The sequence below is a fragment of the Polynucleobacter necessarius genome, assembly GCF_900095205.1.
Taxonomy (GTDB): domain Bacteria; phylum Pseudomonadota; class Gammaproteobacteria; order Burkholderiales; family Burkholderiaceae; genus Polynucleobacter; species Polynucleobacter necessarius_E.
This window is the reverse complement of the sequence record NZ_LT606951.1, coordinates 1,227,953-1,243,386: the sequence shown is the minus strand read 5'-3', so window position 1 is coordinate 1,243,386 and position 15,434 is coordinate 1,227,953. Positions and strand designations below refer to the sequence as shown.

12 protein-coding genes, 1 tRNA gene and 1 pseudogene are annotated in these 15,434 nt (G+C 45.6%); 10 read left to right on the top strand and 4 right to left on the bottom strand.

The genetic code is table 11. The features are described from left to right. The first annotated feature begins 112 nt into the window (after positions 1-112). Both DXE37_RS12700 and DXE37_RS12695 read left to right on the top strand, forming a co-directional pair. Positions 113-385, top strand: coding sequence for a hypothetical protein (locus DXE37_RS12700; protein WP_231971216.1), 273 nt, complete (start codon positions 113-115; stop codon positions 383-385). A 49-nt stretch (positions 386-434) separates the two neighbouring features. Then, positions 435-989, top strand: coding sequence for an amidohydrolase family protein (locus DXE37_RS12695; RefSeq protein WP_231971215.1), 555 nt, complete (start codon positions 435-437; stop codon positions 987-989). A 513-nt stretch (positions 990-1,502) separates the two neighbouring features. On the opposite strand, the gene DXE37_RS06815 is transcribed toward DXE37_RS12695, so the two are convergent. Beyond that, positions 1,503-1,589, bottom strand: a tRNA-Leu gene (locus DXE37_RS06815). 147 nt (positions 1,590-1,736) lie between these two features. Between DXE37_RS06815 and rnr the strand changes: the two genes are divergently transcribed. The 6 genes from rnr (at position 1,737) to DXE37_RS06790 (ending at position 7,372) form a co-directional block, all read left to right on the top strand. Beyond that, positions 1,737-4,124 (top strand): ribonuclease R, encoded by a 2,388-nt coding sequence (gene rnr, locus DXE37_RS06810; RefSeq protein ID WP_114636985.1) that lies wholly within the window; start codon positions 1,737-1,739, stop codon positions 4,122-4,124. A 21-nt stretch (positions 4,125-4,145) separates the two neighbouring features. After that, on the top strand, positions 4,146-4,913 hold the full coding sequence (gene rlmB / locus DXE37_RS06805; RefSeq protein ID WP_415066861.1) for a 23S rRNA (guanosine(2251)-2'-O)-methyltransferase RlmB: 768 nt from the start codon (positions 4,146-4,148) through the stop codon (positions 4,911-4,913). A 15-nt stretch (positions 4,914-4,928) separates the two neighbouring features. Continuing rightward, a complete protein-coding gene (locus DXE37_RS06800) occupies positions 4,929-5,114 on the top strand; it encodes a YgaP family membrane protein (RefSeq protein WP_114636983.1) in 186 nt (61 codons plus the stop codon). A gap of 221 nt (positions 5,115-5,335) precedes the next feature. Beyond that, positions 5,336-6,136: a hypothetical protein gene (locus DXE37_RS06795; protein ID WP_162786214.1), complete on the top strand. Its 801-nt coding sequence runs from the start codon at positions 5,336-5,338 to the stop codon at positions 6,134-6,136. A gap of 406 nt (positions 6,137-6,542) precedes the next feature. Then, positions 6,543-6,878, top strand: coding sequence for a linear amide C-N hydrolase (locus DXE37_RS13540; RefSeq protein ID WP_269460302.1), 336 nt, complete (start codon positions 6,543-6,545; stop codon positions 6,876-6,878). Next, the gene (locus DXE37_RS06790) at positions 6,854-7,372 is read left to right on the top strand and encodes a linear amide C-N hydrolase (protein WP_269460301.1); all 519 of its coding nucleotides are present in this window, start codon (positions 6,854-6,856) and stop codon (positions 7,370-7,372) included. Before DXE37_RS13540 ends, DXE37_RS06790 begins: the two co-directional genes overlap by 25 nt. Before the next feature lie 213 nt (positions 7,373-7,585). On the opposite strand, the pseudogene tal reads toward DXE37_RS06790, so the two are convergent. After that, a pseudogene (tal, locus tag DXE37_RS06785) lies at positions 7,586-8,565 on the bottom strand (transaldolase). A 98-nt stretch (positions 8,566-8,663) separates the two neighbouring features. Here tal and rpiA point away from each other — a divergent pair. Next, entirely contained in the window at positions 8,664-9,374 is a 711-nt protein-coding gene (rpiA, locus tag DXE37_RS06780; RefSeq protein ID WP_114636981.1) for a ribose-5-phosphate isomerase RpiA, read from the top strand. A 234-nt stretch (positions 9,375-9,608) separates the two neighbouring features. Here rpiA and DXE37_RS06775 read toward each other — a convergent pair whose 3' ends face one another. Together DXE37_RS06775 and argA are read right to left on the bottom strand one after the other, a co-directional pair. Further along, on the bottom strand, positions 9,609-9,884 hold the full coding sequence (locus DXE37_RS06775; protein WP_114636980.1) for an oxidative damage protection protein: 276 nt from the start codon (positions 9,882-9,884) through the stop codon (positions 9,609-9,611). Positions 9,885-9,917: 33 nt separating this feature from the next. Beyond that, positions 9,918-11,282 (bottom strand): amino-acid N-acetyltransferase, encoded by a 1,365-nt coding sequence (argA, locus tag DXE37_RS06770; RefSeq protein WP_114636979.1) that lies wholly within the window; start codon positions 11,280-11,282, stop codon positions 9,918-9,920. Positions 11,283-11,347: 65 nt separating this feature from the next. On the opposite strand from argA, the gene hrpA reads away from it, so the two are divergent. After that, entirely contained in the window at positions 11,348-15,352 is a 4,005-nt protein-coding gene (hrpA, locus tag DXE37_RS06765; protein ID WP_197713223.1) for an ATP-dependent RNA helicase HrpA, read from the top strand. Positions 15,353-15,434: the final 82 nt, after the last annotated feature.

Genomic DNA, 15,434 nt, shown 5'->3' with positions numbered 1-15,434 from the left:
CCGTTTCCACATTAGCGCAGCCTGCAGCGCAAATTTCAGCGACTCTGTATGAAATGTCCGCGTTTTTGACGGAACCTCAGAGAAGCTCACAGCACCGACCAATGTTTTGGTTGTGAATAATCTCATTAAAACGATTTCTTCTCAATCGATTCCAATCCTCGCAGGTACAAAGGCAGCCGTGATCGCTGGTGGTGGCCGTACTTTAATGCCAGGTCTAAGCGATGCTCATACTCATATTTGGCTCACTCCAAATATGGATGAAATTTTGAAAGGTGATGTTAAGCAATTGAATGCAGCAGCCTATGCAACGGCAAAAAGCATGCTGATAAATGGCTGGACCACTGTGAGAGATATGGCTGGACCAGTATTTTCAGATCAAGAGTGATATTGATGCGGGTAAGGCTACTGGTCCACGTATTTATCTAAGCGGCACCATGATCACCCAAACATCAGGTCATGGCGATTTCAGTGCACCAGAGGCTTTGCCAAGAAGTTTAGGTGGACCCCTATCTATTGGTGAGCAGCTTCGTATCTCTTCTGTAGTTGATGGCAGGGCACAGGTATTAACAGCAACCCGTTTCAACTTACGTAATGGCGCAACCCAAATCAAGTTAGCTACCAGCGGCGGCGTTTCCTCGCCTGCAGCTACGCCTACAGTTCATGAATTCACTTCCGACGAAATTAAGGCGGCAGTAGAAGCGGCATCTGATTTTGGTACTTATGTTTCTGTACATGCCTATAACATTGAGTCAGCTCGCCGCTCTGTTGAGGCAGGCGTTAAAGTCATTGAGCATGGTCAGCTACTAGATGAGGCAACCGTTAAGTATCTAAAAAATAAGAATGTTTGGTTGAGTACCCAAAACTTTGAGGAATTCAGTGCGCCATACACCTCATTTCAAATCCATAAAGAACATCAAGTAGTTATGGGTGAGGGTAATGTATTTAAAATGGGCGTCACAAAACAACGTCAAATTAGCTTGAGGTACTGATTTCTTCTTCCAGCCCGATGGCGTAGTTCAAAACATTCAGTTATCTAAAATGAAAAAATGGATGACACCAGCAAGAGCGCTCAAGATGGTAACGCATGATAATGCTCAGCTATTTGCATTGTCAGGCCCGCGTAATCCTTATATAGAAGGTAAGTTGGAAGTAGTGAAAGAAGAGGAGCTTACGCAGACTTGCTCTTGGTGGATGGCGATCAACAGTAAATTTAGAAATCGTTGCTGATCCTGTTAAAAACTTTCGCGTCATTATGAAAGATGGCAAGATCTATAAAAATACTTTGTAGTTTAAGAAACATGTCATAAAAGAAAGGCCCGCTAAGGCGGGTTTTTTATACCAATTGCTTTTGGGTCGTAAGCGTCCTACCTGCCTCATGAGAATTTGGGGGTTGTGTTTTGAGAAACCACCCCCATATGTGTCTTATGTATTTTTTGTAAAAAGGCCAGTTTTCTTTATGTTGGCCTTGTAGCAACTGGCGCAGAGCGCTCTTAGGCCTTGTTTGGTGCCCAGGAAGGGACTCGAACCCTCACCCCTTACGATTGCCAGCACCTGAAGCTGGTGCGTCTACCAATTTCGCCAACCTGGGCAGGCCTTTGTTATAGATGGATGGGCATTTCTGGGTCTTTTACACCCTAATTTGGCTTTTTCGTATCAGACTCGGTGGTTTGATACAGTAGTCTTATTCATAACAAAAATAGATATATGGATAGGGCATGTATTGCCGAAGGAATTAAATGCGTAAAGCAAAAGACTTGATGCCTCGTGAGGCTGATCGTTTAGGTACGGTTCAAGGGCATCGAGATGGATTTGGATTTGTTATACCCGATGATGGTGGCGAAGATATTTTTCTCTCAGAACAAGAAATGTCGCGCGTCATGCATGGCGATCGCGTCAATGTTCGGGTTTTAGGAACAGATCGCCGAGGCCGACCAGAATGCCAAATTGTTGAAGTGGTTTTACATGCCAACAAGGTCGTTATCGGCCGCCTCTTAAATGAAAACGGTGTCTTGATTGTTGCACCCGAAGATAAGCGCATCGGTCATGATATTTTGATTCCGCCTAAAGGACAAGGCAACGCCAAATTAGGGCAGGTTGTCAGTGTTGAGATTATTGACTATCCAGATAGTTATCGCCAAGCTGTGGGTCGGGTAGTAGAGGTATTGGGTGAGATCGATGATCCTGGTATGGAGATCGAAATCGCTGTACGTAAGTACGGTGTGCCACACGAGTTTTCAGCTGCTGCCATCAAGGAAGCTACTGCATTACCCGATACTGTGCAGCAATCTGACTTAGAAGGTCGGGTTGATTTACGAGACGTTCCTTTGGTCACTATTGATGGTGCAGACGCACGCGACTTTGATGATGCGGTGTACTGTGAGCCGGTCATGTATGGCAAAACAAAAGCTTGGCGTTTAATTGTTGCGATTGCAGACGTGTCTCATTACGTCAAGCCAGGCCAACCGTTGGATGACGAAGGTTTATTGCGCGCCACTTCAGTCTATTTCCCGAGACGGGTAGTTCCAATGTTGCCTGAGAAGATTTCAAACGGACTATGCTCGCTTAACCCTGGAGTAGATCGCCTGTGTATGGTGTGTGACTCTGTGGTGGATAACAACGGTATTGTTTTGGCCTACCAGTTTTACCCTGCAGTGATGCACTCAGCACAGCATTTTACTTACGATACTGTTTGGGAGATTCTTGCTAATAGTAAAGGTCCTGAAGCTACACGCTTTGCACAGTTCCGTCCGCTACTGACTAATCTGTACTCTCTTTATAAGATTTTGCTGGCTGCTCGCGAGAAGCGTGGTGCGATTGAGTTCGAAACCACTGAAACGCAAATCATCAGTAATGAACTTGGCAAGATCCTGCGTATTGAGCCACAGATTCGGAATGATGCGCATCGCTTAATTGAAGAGTGCATGTTGACGGCGAACGTTTGCGCTGCAGATTTCATTGATAAAAACAAACATCTCAGCCTCTATCGCGTGCATGGTGAGCCATCTGAAGAAAAATTAGTGACGCTTCGTCAAGTTCTCAGAACTTCAGGATTGTCTTTAGGGGGCGGTGAGAAACCAAAGCCACGCGATTTTGCAAAATTGATTCGTGAGATTAAAGATCGTCCTGACGCTAATATGTTGCAGTCAGTAGTTTTGCGTGCCATGCAGCAGGCGATGTATCAGCCGGATAATGAAGGCCACTTCGGCTTAGCTTACCCAGCGTATTCTCATTTCACCAGCCCAATTCGTCGCTATCCAGATTTGCTGACTCATCGAGTAATTAAATCGATTCTGGCTAAAAAGCCTTATGTGCCGGTATTGCCACCGAAGGTACCTCTTAATTTGACTTTGCCCCGTAAAGGCAAAGGCCGTGAGAATGCCGTTAATGCTAAAAAATCGCAAAGCGATGCTAAGGCCGGGGCGGCTAAAGGTGCCAAGCCACCAAAGGGAGCTAATGCTGCATTACCCATTTGGGGTCAGTTAGGCGTTCATTGCTCATCTAATGAACGGCGTGCAGATGAAGCGTCGTGTGATGTAGAGGCATGGCTGAAGTGTTATTATATGCGTGACCATTTAGGGCAAGAATATGCCGGCACAGTTACTGGTGTAGCTAATTTTGGTTTATTTATTCAGCTAGAGAACCTATTCGTAGAGGGTATGGTTCACGTTACTGAACTGGGCGGAGATTACTTCCAGTTTGATGAAGCACGCCAAGAGTTGCGTGGAGGAGAGCGCACTGGTATTCGTTATCGCTTAGGTGATCGTGTTTATGTATTAGTCAGCCGTGTCGACTTGGATGCACGTAAGATTGAATTTAGTCTAGTCAAATCCGTTGGTGCGGAACCAGGCAGCCCTTCGAATCGCCGTCAGTTAATCCTAGCAGCTGATACAGGTAGACCGAATAAAAAGGCGGCCTCCAAAAGAAGTAGGCCTGACAACAAGGTTCCGCAAAAACCGAGCGGAATTAATGTCAATACTGCGAAATCTGCTGGTACATTGGGTGCCAATCAGTCAAAGAGTAAAGCGAGTCGTAAGAATGGCAAATCCAGTAAACCTGGAAGATCTGTCGGTAAGCCGGCAGGTACTAAACCACCAGTGCGCAGCACTAAAGCTCGCCGTAAATAAAGATTGAGTTAGATAGATAAGATGAAGCAAATATTAGTCGGATTTCATGCAGTTCAAGCGCGTTTGCGCGTTGATCCAGATAGCCTAAAGTCTGTGTACTTTGACCCAAGTCGTCGCGATAGGCGTATGGGGGATTTTTTAAAGCAAGCAGAAGAAATCTTAGGTGAACGTTTGCATGCTGCAGATGTTGAGCGTCTTCATAAGTTGACTGGGCATGACCGCCATCAGGGTGTAGTTGCCTTGGCAGAAAAAATGACCATTGCTCGCACCATTACTGAAGTAGTTGAGGACGTAGAGGGTGCTCAAGAGAAGCCCTTATTTCTGATGTTAGATGGTGTGACTGATCCGCATAACTTTGGAGCTTGCCTGCGTGTGGCAGATGGAGCCGGAGTGGATGCCGTGGTAATTCCTAAAGATCGTTCTGCTTCGATTAACGCTACTGTAAGTAAAGTTTCCAGTGGTGCATCGGAAGTCATGCCGGTGATCACAGTGACCAATCTCGTGCGCAGCATGAAAGAAATGCAAGAGGCAGGTGTTTGGCTGATTGGTACCGATGATGAGGCCACCAAGTCTATTTATGACATTGATCTCACAGGTTCCATTGGTATCGTGATGGGTGCTGAGGGCGATGGCATGCGTCGCCTCACAAAAGAAAACTGTGATGAGTTGGTACGCATTCCGATGCAAGGCGTTGTCTCGAGTTTGAATGTTTCAGTTGCAAGTGGCGTATGCTTATATGAGGCATTAAGACAGCGCCTGGCTCATGCCACTAACAAAGCTGCCAAGTAAAACAAGGAGCTTCATATGAAATGCAATATTGGACACACTGATCGCGTATTGCGAATGACTGTTGGCGTCACGCTGATGGGTCTAGCTGGATTCGGTATTACTGGCCCATGGACTTGGATTGGTGTAGTACCTTTGTTAACTGGCGTGATTGGTAATTGCCCAGCCTATTCCATTTTAGGTATTAATACACCCAAAAAATAAGCACTAATTCTGTTGTTTAAATTCTGGCTAGAGCCGTCCTTTGGGGCGGCTTTTTCATAAGTCTGTTCCGGTAAATCGGAAATACGATGATTCTAGGTAATATCCGCCTCTTTCTGAGAATTTTTGGAGGTATTTATGCTTTATAGTCAAATTTTTCAAATTACAGTCACTGCCTCATGAAAACATTGATCACCATAAGTAGCAGTCTAATACTTGGGCTTTTGCTTGCCAGTACTGCAATAGCTCAAGATGTTCCAGCACGTGCCGGAACACTTGCAGTGATGGAATCGGGAAAGCTACCCCCTAAAGACGTGGATAAAGTCGATGTGGCTAAAAAATTAGCTAATCCATTCGCTAATATGATTTCAGCGCCACTGCAGTATCAATTCAGTCGTGGCGCAGGTTTAAATCAGGCGGGCACTGAACAATCTTTATTATTCCAACCAGTTGCCCCATTTGATGTAGGCGGCGGAGATATGTTTATTGTTCGTCCAATCCTCTCTGCTGTGAGGGAGGTCAGTGTTCAAGGCGCGAATGGACAGGTGTATTCAGGATACGGAATTTCTGGCGTTACTTTGGAGTCCTTTTATGCGCCAGACACAAAGTCATCTTGGATTTGGGGTATCGGACCTTTTGCGCAATCCCCATCAGGCAATAGCGGAAAATTTGGTTCTCAACAAACAGGCGCTGGTGTTGCTGCGGTAGTGTTGAATCGACATGGGCCTTGGACTTATGGTTTGATGGGGTATCAGTCATGGAATGTGGGCGGTAATCCAGCCTTCGGTACACAAAACAATTTATTTGGACAACCCTTTGTTGCCTACACCACTAAAGACGCATGGACTTTTGGTGCCAATATGCAAGCCCAATACAACTACGATGCTCATGGCACGGTAAATCCTTTATATGTTGGAGTCTCTAAAGTGGAAGTGATAGGCGGCGTTCCAATTTCGTTTGGCGGCAGGCCCCGTTTATTACGTCACTTCTTCAATGCCAGGCCCTCCCTCAGGTTGGGGTGGTAGGGCAACCATGACGGTGGTCTTTTTTAAAGTAGCGCTGACAAAAAAGACCCGCCTAGACGGATCTTTTCGGGCAAATAGCAATTCTTACCCCTAATTGCCAAAATATTGACGAAAGCCCACCCTCTGGGGTGGCATTTTTCATTCAGCAAGAGGTATTCAGTGGGCGCATAAATATAGTAACAATATCTGCTCTAGTATCTTCAGCTTAATCACCAAGGTCTATATACATGAAAAAAATCAAATCCTTAGCAAGCCTACTAGTAGCTAGCTCGCTTGTTTTCTCATCTGTAGGAAATACATTTGCCTGTACAGCCCTAATGGTTGCAGATGCGAATGGCAACGGCTATTATGGTCGAACTATGGAGCTTCCTTATACGTTGCCAATCCCGTCTAACCTAAAACCTATATGCCTGCTGCAACTAAAGTGGAGTCTATAACTCCCTCTGGAGCTCAAGGGAAGGTATTTAGCACTAAATACGCTATTTTGGCCATGACTGGAAACTTGGTTGGTGGCGCAAAGCTTTCTTTGTTGTTAGATGGAATGAATGATCAAGGTTTAAGCTTCTCAGCAAATGCCATGATTCCATCGTCTGCACCTCCTGTAGGCAATGACCCAACAAAAATCTTGTCTGTGAACGATTTTGGTACATGGATTTTGGGTAATCATAAAACGGTAGCTGAAGTTAAAGCTTCTATGCAGAGCCATAACACCGAGTTTTGGTTACCGAAAACAGCTTTTTAGGTAACTTAGCATTACCATTGCATTTTGCAATTTTTGATAAAGCGGGTAACGGCATAGTTATTGAATTTGTGAATAACAAAAAGAATATCTATGACAATCCTGTCAATGCCATGACGAATTCGCCAGAGTTTCCTTGGCATCTCACTAATCTGAATAATTACACCCAAGACAATGTCAATAAAAATACTGGTCAACTTGGAAAGTTAAAGCTTCAGACTGCAAATGCAGGTATAGCTCTGACTGCCTTGCCATCATCACAAACTGCTACAGGCCGTTTTGTAAAAGCTGCGTTTTATTCGAATTATGTTCAAAAAGGAAAAACGCCCGATGAACAAATCAACTTACTGGCGCACATTATGAATAACTTTGATAGACCGAATGAGCTCACGGTAGATCCTGCTGGTTCAGCTGGCGATGGCGGTAAAGCAAAGGCTACCTCTAGCGAGGTCACTCAATGGACCACCATGGGCAATCTATCTGGAAATCGTCTTTAAGTCAATCAATGCCATAAATTGGGCAATGATTGATATGAATAAGTTAAAGAATGTCACCCAAATAAAATCTGTATCAACTTATTCTGTTGATAAAGCAGGTGCTGATGCATTTAATTTATTTTATTAATCGGAATTAATAGATTCCTTTATTAAAAAACCACCTTCGGGTGGTTTTTTAATGCCATATCTTTGTGAATATCTGTAGAGCTTTAATTAGTTCGCTAACAACGCCTCTAACTTCTCGGTATCAATACAGAAGTTCCGAATGCCTTCGGCTAATTTCTCTGTGGCCATTGCATCATTATTAAGTTGCAAGCGGAAACTGGATTCATCTAACTTTAATGGCATAATGCCTTCTGACTCTAATGCAGCTTGAGCATTGCTAGCATTTAGCTTTTTCTCACTAGAAGCATTGCTGCTTTGTAATTCAGCTAGGAGTTCAGGGCTAATCGTGAGTAGATCTACACCTGCTAACTCCAATATCTGGTTGGTATTGTGAAAGCTCGCTCCCATGATTTCAGTGGGGATGCCAAAGTGCTTGTAGTAATGAAATATTCTCTTCACTGAAGTGACGCCAGGATCATTTGCGCTGCCATTACTTGCATCATTCCAATTAGCGCCAAGCTTTGCTTTGTACCAATCCGTGATACGTCCCACAAATGGAGAGATGAGTTTAGCGTTTGCTGCACCACAGGCCGCAGCTTGGACGAGCGAGAAGAGCAGAGTCATATTGCAATGAATGCCTTCTGACTTTAATTGTTTGGCGGCAGCAATGCCTTCCCATGTTCCAGCTAACTTAATTAAAATCCGCTTGCGATCAATTCCGTGGGACTCGTACAAGGCGATTAAATGTTTTGCCTTTGGCTACTGTCGCTTTAGTGTCAAAAGAGAGTCTGGCATCTACTTCGGTGGAAACACGACCTGGAACTATTTTCAGAATTTCTAGGCCAAATGCCACCAAGATGTAGTTCACCAAATCGGTCGGGCTCATGCCAGGATGCGCTTCCTTTACAGACCGTACTAAATCTTGGTAATTACTTTGCTGAAGCTGCCTTCAGAATCAAAGATGGGTTCGTGGTGGCATCCTGAGGCTGAAAGACTTGCATGCGCTCAAAATCGCCGGTATCGGCGACCACGGTGGCGAGTTTCTTGGGTTGCTCGAGTTGACTGAATGTCGAAGGGGTACTGTTCATGGGCTTGCTAAGTGCTCTAAAGAGGTTTTTTCGTGAATATCATATGATAGATGGAATAATTACTCCGTTCCAGTAAAGGCATTTGATTTGATAGGTATATGAATCAAGATCAATTGAAGCAGATGGTAGGTGAAGCAGCTAGAGATGAAGTGCTAAAACTGCCTGCCGGTCAGATTTTGGGTATTGGCGCTGGATCCACGGCCAATTGCTTTATTGATGCACTAGCACTCCATAAGGATCATTTTGCTGGAACTATCTCCAGCTCTAACGCAACGACTGAGCGCTTGCTTAAACATGGCTTTAAGGTTCTTAACCCCAATGATGTTCAAGGTCTGCCTGCCTATGTAGATGGTGCTGATGAAATCGATCCCGCGGGGCACATGATTAAGGGCGGCGGCGGGGCACTTACGCGAGAAAAAATTATTGCCTCTATGGCAAAGCAATTTATTTGTATTTGTGACTCTTCTAAACAAGTGCCGGTACTAGGTAACTTTGCCCTCCCAGTGGAAATTATTCCGCTCTCATGCGGGGTAGTCACGCGAGAATTAGAGAAACTTGGTGATAAGGTCACTTTGCGCGCTGCAAAAAATACCCGCGCTGATTTAGATCAGACTCCTAGTGAGCCTTTTGTAACCGATAACGGTGGTTGGATCTTAGATATTGCTGGCTTGAAGATTGCTGATCCCATCAGCATGGAAGCGCAGATTAATCAAATTGCAGGCGTGATTACGGTTGGACTATTTGCTAAAGAAAAGGCCAATATTTTGTTGGTCAGCAATGCTGCAGGCGTTGAGCGTATCGCATTCTAATTAGTGGTTTAGGCATTAAAAAACCCGACGGGGTATGCCCATCGGGTTGTTTGCCATGGTATGCATGGCTCAGGCACTCGGAAGAATTTAGGTTCCTTAGCCTATAAGCGCATAGATGCACTTATTTTTAGTGGCTTGCGCCAATGTGTGGAGCACTATGACTGCCTCACCACGGCTTCATCCTATGCCTGTCTTTTTTGCTTGTCAACCAGCAAAATCAAGATTAAAAAATATTTATTCTGCTGGGGGTGGCACAAAGCCCTGGGCTGTATCAGCGCCGCCTTCAAAGAAGTACTTTTCTACTTGCTTGAGGAGGTATTGGCGTGCGCGCGGGTCTGCCATATTGAGGCGGTTTTCATTGATAAGCATAGTTTGTTGCTTTAACCATCCTGCCCAAGCCTCTTTAGAAACTTGATTCCAAATCTTTTTGCCTAATTCGCCTGGTAATGGAGCGAAATCCATTCCTTCGGCTTCTTTATTTAGTTTGATGCATTGAACCATGCGTGCCATCTGTAATGCCTTTCGTATATTACTAATGTGTCTTTATAGATCTTTAGTTAAAACCATGGACTTACGATCCCAGTTATAAATTTGTTTTCTTTCTTCGGGCAAGTCTTCCACCGTCGCCCGTTTAAAGCCACGTTTTAGGAACCAATGTTCAGTTCTCGTGGTGAGAACAAATAATTTTTTAATGCCTTCTTGTTTAGCGCGCATTTCGATACGCTTGAGAAGGCGCTCACCATCGCCTGATCCCTGAACGTCCGGATCGACGGCAAGACAAGCTAGCTCCCCAACTCCATTCGGGAAAGGAAAGAGGGCTGCGCATCCAAAGAGTACGCGATCATGCTCAATCACTGAGAAGCGTTGGATATCACGTTCGATTACGTCTTGACCGCGTGCTGCCAGAATGCCCTCTTCTTCAAGAGGCATCGTTAATTGCAGAATGCCACCAACATCATCTTGATAGGCTTCGCGTAAGTTCTCGATATCTGATGAGGCGAGCATCATGCCAATACCATCATGGGTAAAGAGCTCCTCTAAGAGCGCACCATCTTGATTGTATGGTAAGAAGTGAACACGGCTTACACCAGCATGAATCGCTCTACCAGAGATATTGAGAAGGCTCTTCATGCCGACATCCATATCTTTGTTTTGCGCTACATATTCTTGTAGCTGTGGCATAGATAATTCTGTGATGAAGTCACCTTCAGTATCTTTAAGACCAGCATAAGGACTTAAGAAAATCAACTTATCAGCTTTTAGCGCGGCAGCAGTAGAGACAGCCACATCTTCATATGCAAGATTGAATGCTTGACCTGTAGGAGAAAAACCTAAAGGAGAGAGCAAAACGATTTTGTTGCTATCTAAGGACTCTCTGATGGATCCTGAGTCGACCTTACGTACTAATCCAGTATGAATGTAGTCAATGCCTTCAACGACTCCTACTGGCATTGCTGTGACAAAATTTCCAGAAATCACCGAGATGCGTGAACCTGCCATTGGAGTATTCGGTAAGCCACGACTAAATGCCGCCTCAATATCTAGACGAAGTTCACCAGCAGCTTCTTTAACGCACTCCAGTGCTGCTGCATCGGTAATGCGATAACTGTGTATGGCACTTTTACCGAACTTGCTCTTGATTTTACGGAGCATGAGCTGCTCTTCGATCTGAGGGCGAATGCCGTGAACCAGCACAATCCGCATACCCATGGCATGCAACATTGCGATATCTTCGATGAGATTTTCTAGGCCGATTTCTTGAACGAGTTCGCCCGCAAAAGCAATGACAAAGGTCTTTTCACGGAAGCTGTGAATGTAGGGCGCAACATCGCGCAACCACCCTACGAAAGGGAAGTTGGAGGTAGATTCTTCGGCGCTTGAGGCCTGATTCGGTGCATTTGTTGGCATAGTGAGAAAATTATAGGGTGCAAGAGTCTATAAACCAACAAAAACCCAAAGCATTGCCTCAGCCTGTGCCTGCTTCCAACACCTCGCGTAGGCTGGAAATTCGCTTTCCGGAAGAATTACCTGTCTCTGGTCAGCGTCAACTGATCAAGGATGCCTTGCAGAGTCATCAGGTGGTGATTGTTTGCGGAGAGACTGGTTCAGGTAAGACCACCCAATTGCCGAAGATCTGTTTGGACCTTGGCCGAGGCTCTATCAATGGTGGCAGGCTGATTGGCCATACACAGCCACGCCGAATTGCAGCAACTGCCACTGCCAAAAGAATCGCCCAAGAGCTGGGATCCCCCATTGGGCAAGATGTAGGTTACCAAGTGCGCTTTGTGGACAAAACAGGCAAGACTACCTCCATTAAGTTAATGACCGATGGCATCCTGTTGGCTGAGACCCAACGGGACCCCCAGTTAAAGGCTTACGACACACTCATCATTGACGAAGCGCATGAACGTAGTCTCAATATTGACTTCTTACTAGGTTACTTGCGCCAACTACTCCCTAAGCGTCCAGACCTAAAGCTCATCATCACTTCAGCAACTATTGATGCACAACGCTTTGCAGAACACTTTGCAATCAATGGCAAAGTGGCCCCAGTCATTGAGGTCAGCGGTCGATTGTTCCCGGTGGAGCAGCGATACGCGCCGCTAGAGCCAGACGCAAAGCCAGATGGCAAGAAAGAATCTAAGACCGCTAAAGAAATTCCGGATGCGGTGACTGAAGAGATTGCCAATTTATGGCGCGAAGGTGCTGCAGGTGTTGGTGATGTATTGGTGTTTCTGCCGGGTGAACGTGAGATACGTGATTGTGCAGAAGCATTGCGTAAAGATCATGTATTGCAGCAACGCTTTCATCCTGAGATTCTGAGTCTCTTTGCACGGCAATCCGTTGCAGAACAAGAAAGAGTGTTTAGCCCGGGCAATGGCCGCCGTATTATTTTGACAACTAACGTTGCTGAAACCTCATTAACCGTTCCCAATATTCGTTACGTCATTGATAGTGGCTTGGCCCGTGTCAAACGCTACTCCTATCGAAATAAGGTTGAGCAGCTTCAAATAGAGCCGATATCTCAAGCAGCTGCTAATCAACGAGCAGGCCGTTGTGGTCGTGTGTCGGATGGTATTTGTGTGCGCTTATATAGCGAGCAAGATTATCAAGGGCGTCCTAAATTTACCGATCCTGAGATATTGCGTAGTTCACTAGCAGCAGTGCTCCTGCGGATGAGCTCATTGCGTCTGCCAAAAATTCAGTATTTTCCATTTATTGATAAACCCTTGGGAAGGGCTATTGCCGATGGAGTCCAGCTCCTAGATGAGTTGGGTGCGATTGAGTTTGATGAGGCGGAGCCAGCGGATGGTAAAGATATCAATAACAGTTTTAAGCTCACCAGCATTGGCAGGCAGTTAGCAGACTTACCGCTAGATCCGCGCATTGGCAGAATGCTATTAGCTGCCAAAGAGCAGAATGCCCTCAAAGAAATTACCATTATCGCTTCAGCATTAGCTACTCAAGATCCGCGAGATCGACCCATGGATCAGTCTGCCGCAGCAGATCAAGCGCACTTACAGTTTGCAGATGAGCGTTCTGAGTTTTTGAGCTTCGTCAAACTTTGGAATTGGTATCAAGACGCTTTGCAACATAAGCATAGCAACCGTCAGCTTGAAAATTTGTGTAAAAGTAAATTTCTTTCACCACGCCGCTTGCGCGAGTGGCGTGATGTTCATGGTCAATTACATACGATGTTGGGAGAGAGGGGATGGAAAGAGAATGGTTTGGCTGCAACCTATAAGCAAGTTCACCTTTCTTTGCTAACTGGCCTTCTAGGTTATGTGGCCAAAAAAGAAGAGGATGAAAAATCCCAAGATCGTAATAGTAAGACCGGGGGGTATGTTGGTGCACGAGGGATTCGCCCATTCATTTGGCCTGGATCGACGATTGGCAAAAAGGCGGGTGCTTGGATTTTGGCTGGAGAGTTGCAGGAAACCAATCGCATGTATGCGCGCACCATTGCCAAAATTGAACCCCAGTGGGTAGAGTGGGTTGCAGCACATCGTCTGATGAAGTCCTTGAGCGATCCATTCTGGGATAACCGTCAGGGTGAAGTGATGGCCTTTGAGCGTGGCACTTTGTATGGCTTGCCAATTTATCATGGCCGCCGCGTGCGCTATGAGCCACACAATCCAGATGAAGCAAGAGAGCTGTTCATTCGTCAAGCATTGGTGCAGGAAGAAATGTTCGGACGCATGGATACCCCAGCGCTTCAACGGGAGACCGAAGCAGATGCAAGAAAGAAATACTCCAACGTATTTGGCTTCTTCTGGCATAACCGTCGTCTAATTAAAGAAATCGAAGCCTTAGAACAGCGTTCTCGTCGGCCAGATGTATTAGTAGACGATGATTTGCTGTTTGCTTTTTATGAGTCGCGTATTCCTAAAGGAGTGTGCAGTCGCGAGAGTTTGAAGGCTTGGTTATTGAAAGAGAGAGGGCAAGAAGCAGAGCTCGATGGTCAACTTCGTCTAGCTAAAGCGGACTTAATGCGACATGAAGCCGCAGGTATCACTGTTGATCGTTATCCCAAAACCATGTTGGTGGGTGGTGCGCAACTTAGCCTGACGTATCACTTTGAGCCTGGAAGCCCAAAGGATGGAGTCACGTTAGTAGTCCCTTTGACTCAACTAAATCAAGTGGATGGCCGTCGTTGTGAATGGTTAGTCCCTGGTATGTGTGAAGAGAAAGTCTTGCTTTTGCTGAAATCTCTTCCACAAAAATTGCGTCGACATTGTGTGCCATTGCCAGACTATGCCAAGTCTTTTCTAGAGCGACAGCTGGATGCGAAACAGTTTGGCGTAGGTGATTTTTTAGATAGCTTAATTGGCGATATCCGCAAAGAACGCGGTCTAGAAATCAAACGGACGGATGTTAGACCGGAATCCTTGCCATTGCACTCATCGATGAACTTTCGTCTGATTGACGAGCATGGCCGTCAGCTTGAAGTAGAACGAAATTTGGCCCGCTTACGCTCAGAGTATGGTGAAACTGCTCGCAATGCTTTCCAGGCTATTGCTCAAGAAACTGCACAGGTGGAGTTGGGGGTAGAGATCGTCTCTAAATTGAGCGATAAGAAACCTTCCGAAGGCGGTGCCCGCATGGTAGAGCAGGGCGGTTATCGAACATGGGAGTTTGGCGAGCTACCTGAGACATTAGAAATTCAGAAGGGAAATAAAACCTTATTTAGTTACCCAGCATTAGTGGACCGTGTCGATTACTGCGATCTTGAGATTTTTGATGATCTGTTAGAAGCTCGCAAACAGCATGCTCTCGGATTACGACGTTTATTCGCATTAAGTAACAAAGACACGTTAAAGGCATTGCAAAAACAATTGCCTGGCATCCGTGAATTAGGTTTGCTATTTATTAATGTAGGGTCAGTAGATGGTTTGATAGAGCAGATCCTTCATCTGGCGCTAGAGCGAGCATTCATGTCTGAGGCGCTACCAGTCAATGCAGAACAATTTGCAGAGCGCCTACAAGCCGGCAAACCAAGATTGGCCCTCATTGCGCAAGAAATTTCACGTCATGCCTTAAATGCATTGCAAGCCCACGCAGATTTGCAGAAAAAGATCGCTAGTGCAAAGGTGGCATCACCCAGTGCCTATGCTGATATTCAAACTCAAATGCAGGGCTTAATATTTCCTAAATTTGTGGCTGAAATTCCGTACGCTCAATTAGTTCACGTGCCGCGCTATTTAAAAGCGATCGCCATGCGGATTGATAAATTACGATCGAACCCAAGTCGCGATGCGCAATGTCAAAAAGACTGGGAATCGGTTGCTCGACCGTGGCAAAAGCTGCTACAGGGAAGCAAGGGATCTGCTTCCTATGCAATGACAGAGGATCCTGCATTAAGCGATTTTCGCTGGCAACTTGAGGAGTTGAGGGTCGCTTTATATGCTCAGGAGCTTAAAACTCCAACCCCGATGTCCTTAAGGCGCCTAGAAAAGGTTTTAGCTAGCTTGCGCTAGGTCAAATTCACGGTCATATCTATTGGATTTGAAGGCCTATTGGATCATCCTGATTACTTACAATATAGCTACGCATACATTT

What these genes read in the sequence shown, in the direction of transcription:
- DXE37_RS12695 (WP_231971215.1), top strand. Translation starts at nt 435, where the DNA reads ATGATCACCCAAACATCAGGTCATGGCGATTTCAGTGCACCAGAGGCT.
- DXE37_RS13540 (WP_269460302.1), top strand. Translation starts at nt 6,543, where the DNA reads ATGCCTGCTGCAACTAAAGTGGAGTCTATAACTCCCTCTGGAGCTCAA.
- rnr (WP_114636985.1), top strand. Translation starts at nt 1,737, where the DNA reads ATGCGTAAAGCAAAAGACTTGATGCCTCGTGAGGCTGATCGTTTAGGT.
- DXE37_RS06775 (WP_114636980.1), bottom strand. Translation starts at nt 9,884, where the DNA reads ATGGCACGCATGGTTCAATGCATCAAACTAAATAAAGAAGCCGAAGGA.
- rpiA (WP_114636981.1), top strand. Translation starts at nt 8,664, where the DNA reads ATGAATCAAGATCAATTGAAGCAGATGGTAGGTGAAGCAGCTAGAGAT.
- argA (WP_114636979.1), bottom strand. Translation starts at nt 11,282, where the DNA reads ATGCCAACAAATGCACCGAATCAGGCCTCAAGCGCCGAAGAATCTACC.
- DXE37_RS06800 (WP_114636983.1), top strand. Translation starts at nt 4,929, where the DNA reads ATGAAATGCAATATTGGACACACTGATCGCGTATTGCGAATGACTGTT.
- rlmB (WP_415066861.1), top strand. Translation starts at nt 4,146, where the DNA reads ATGAAGCAAATATTAGTCGGATTTCATGCAGTTCAAGCGCGTTTGCGC.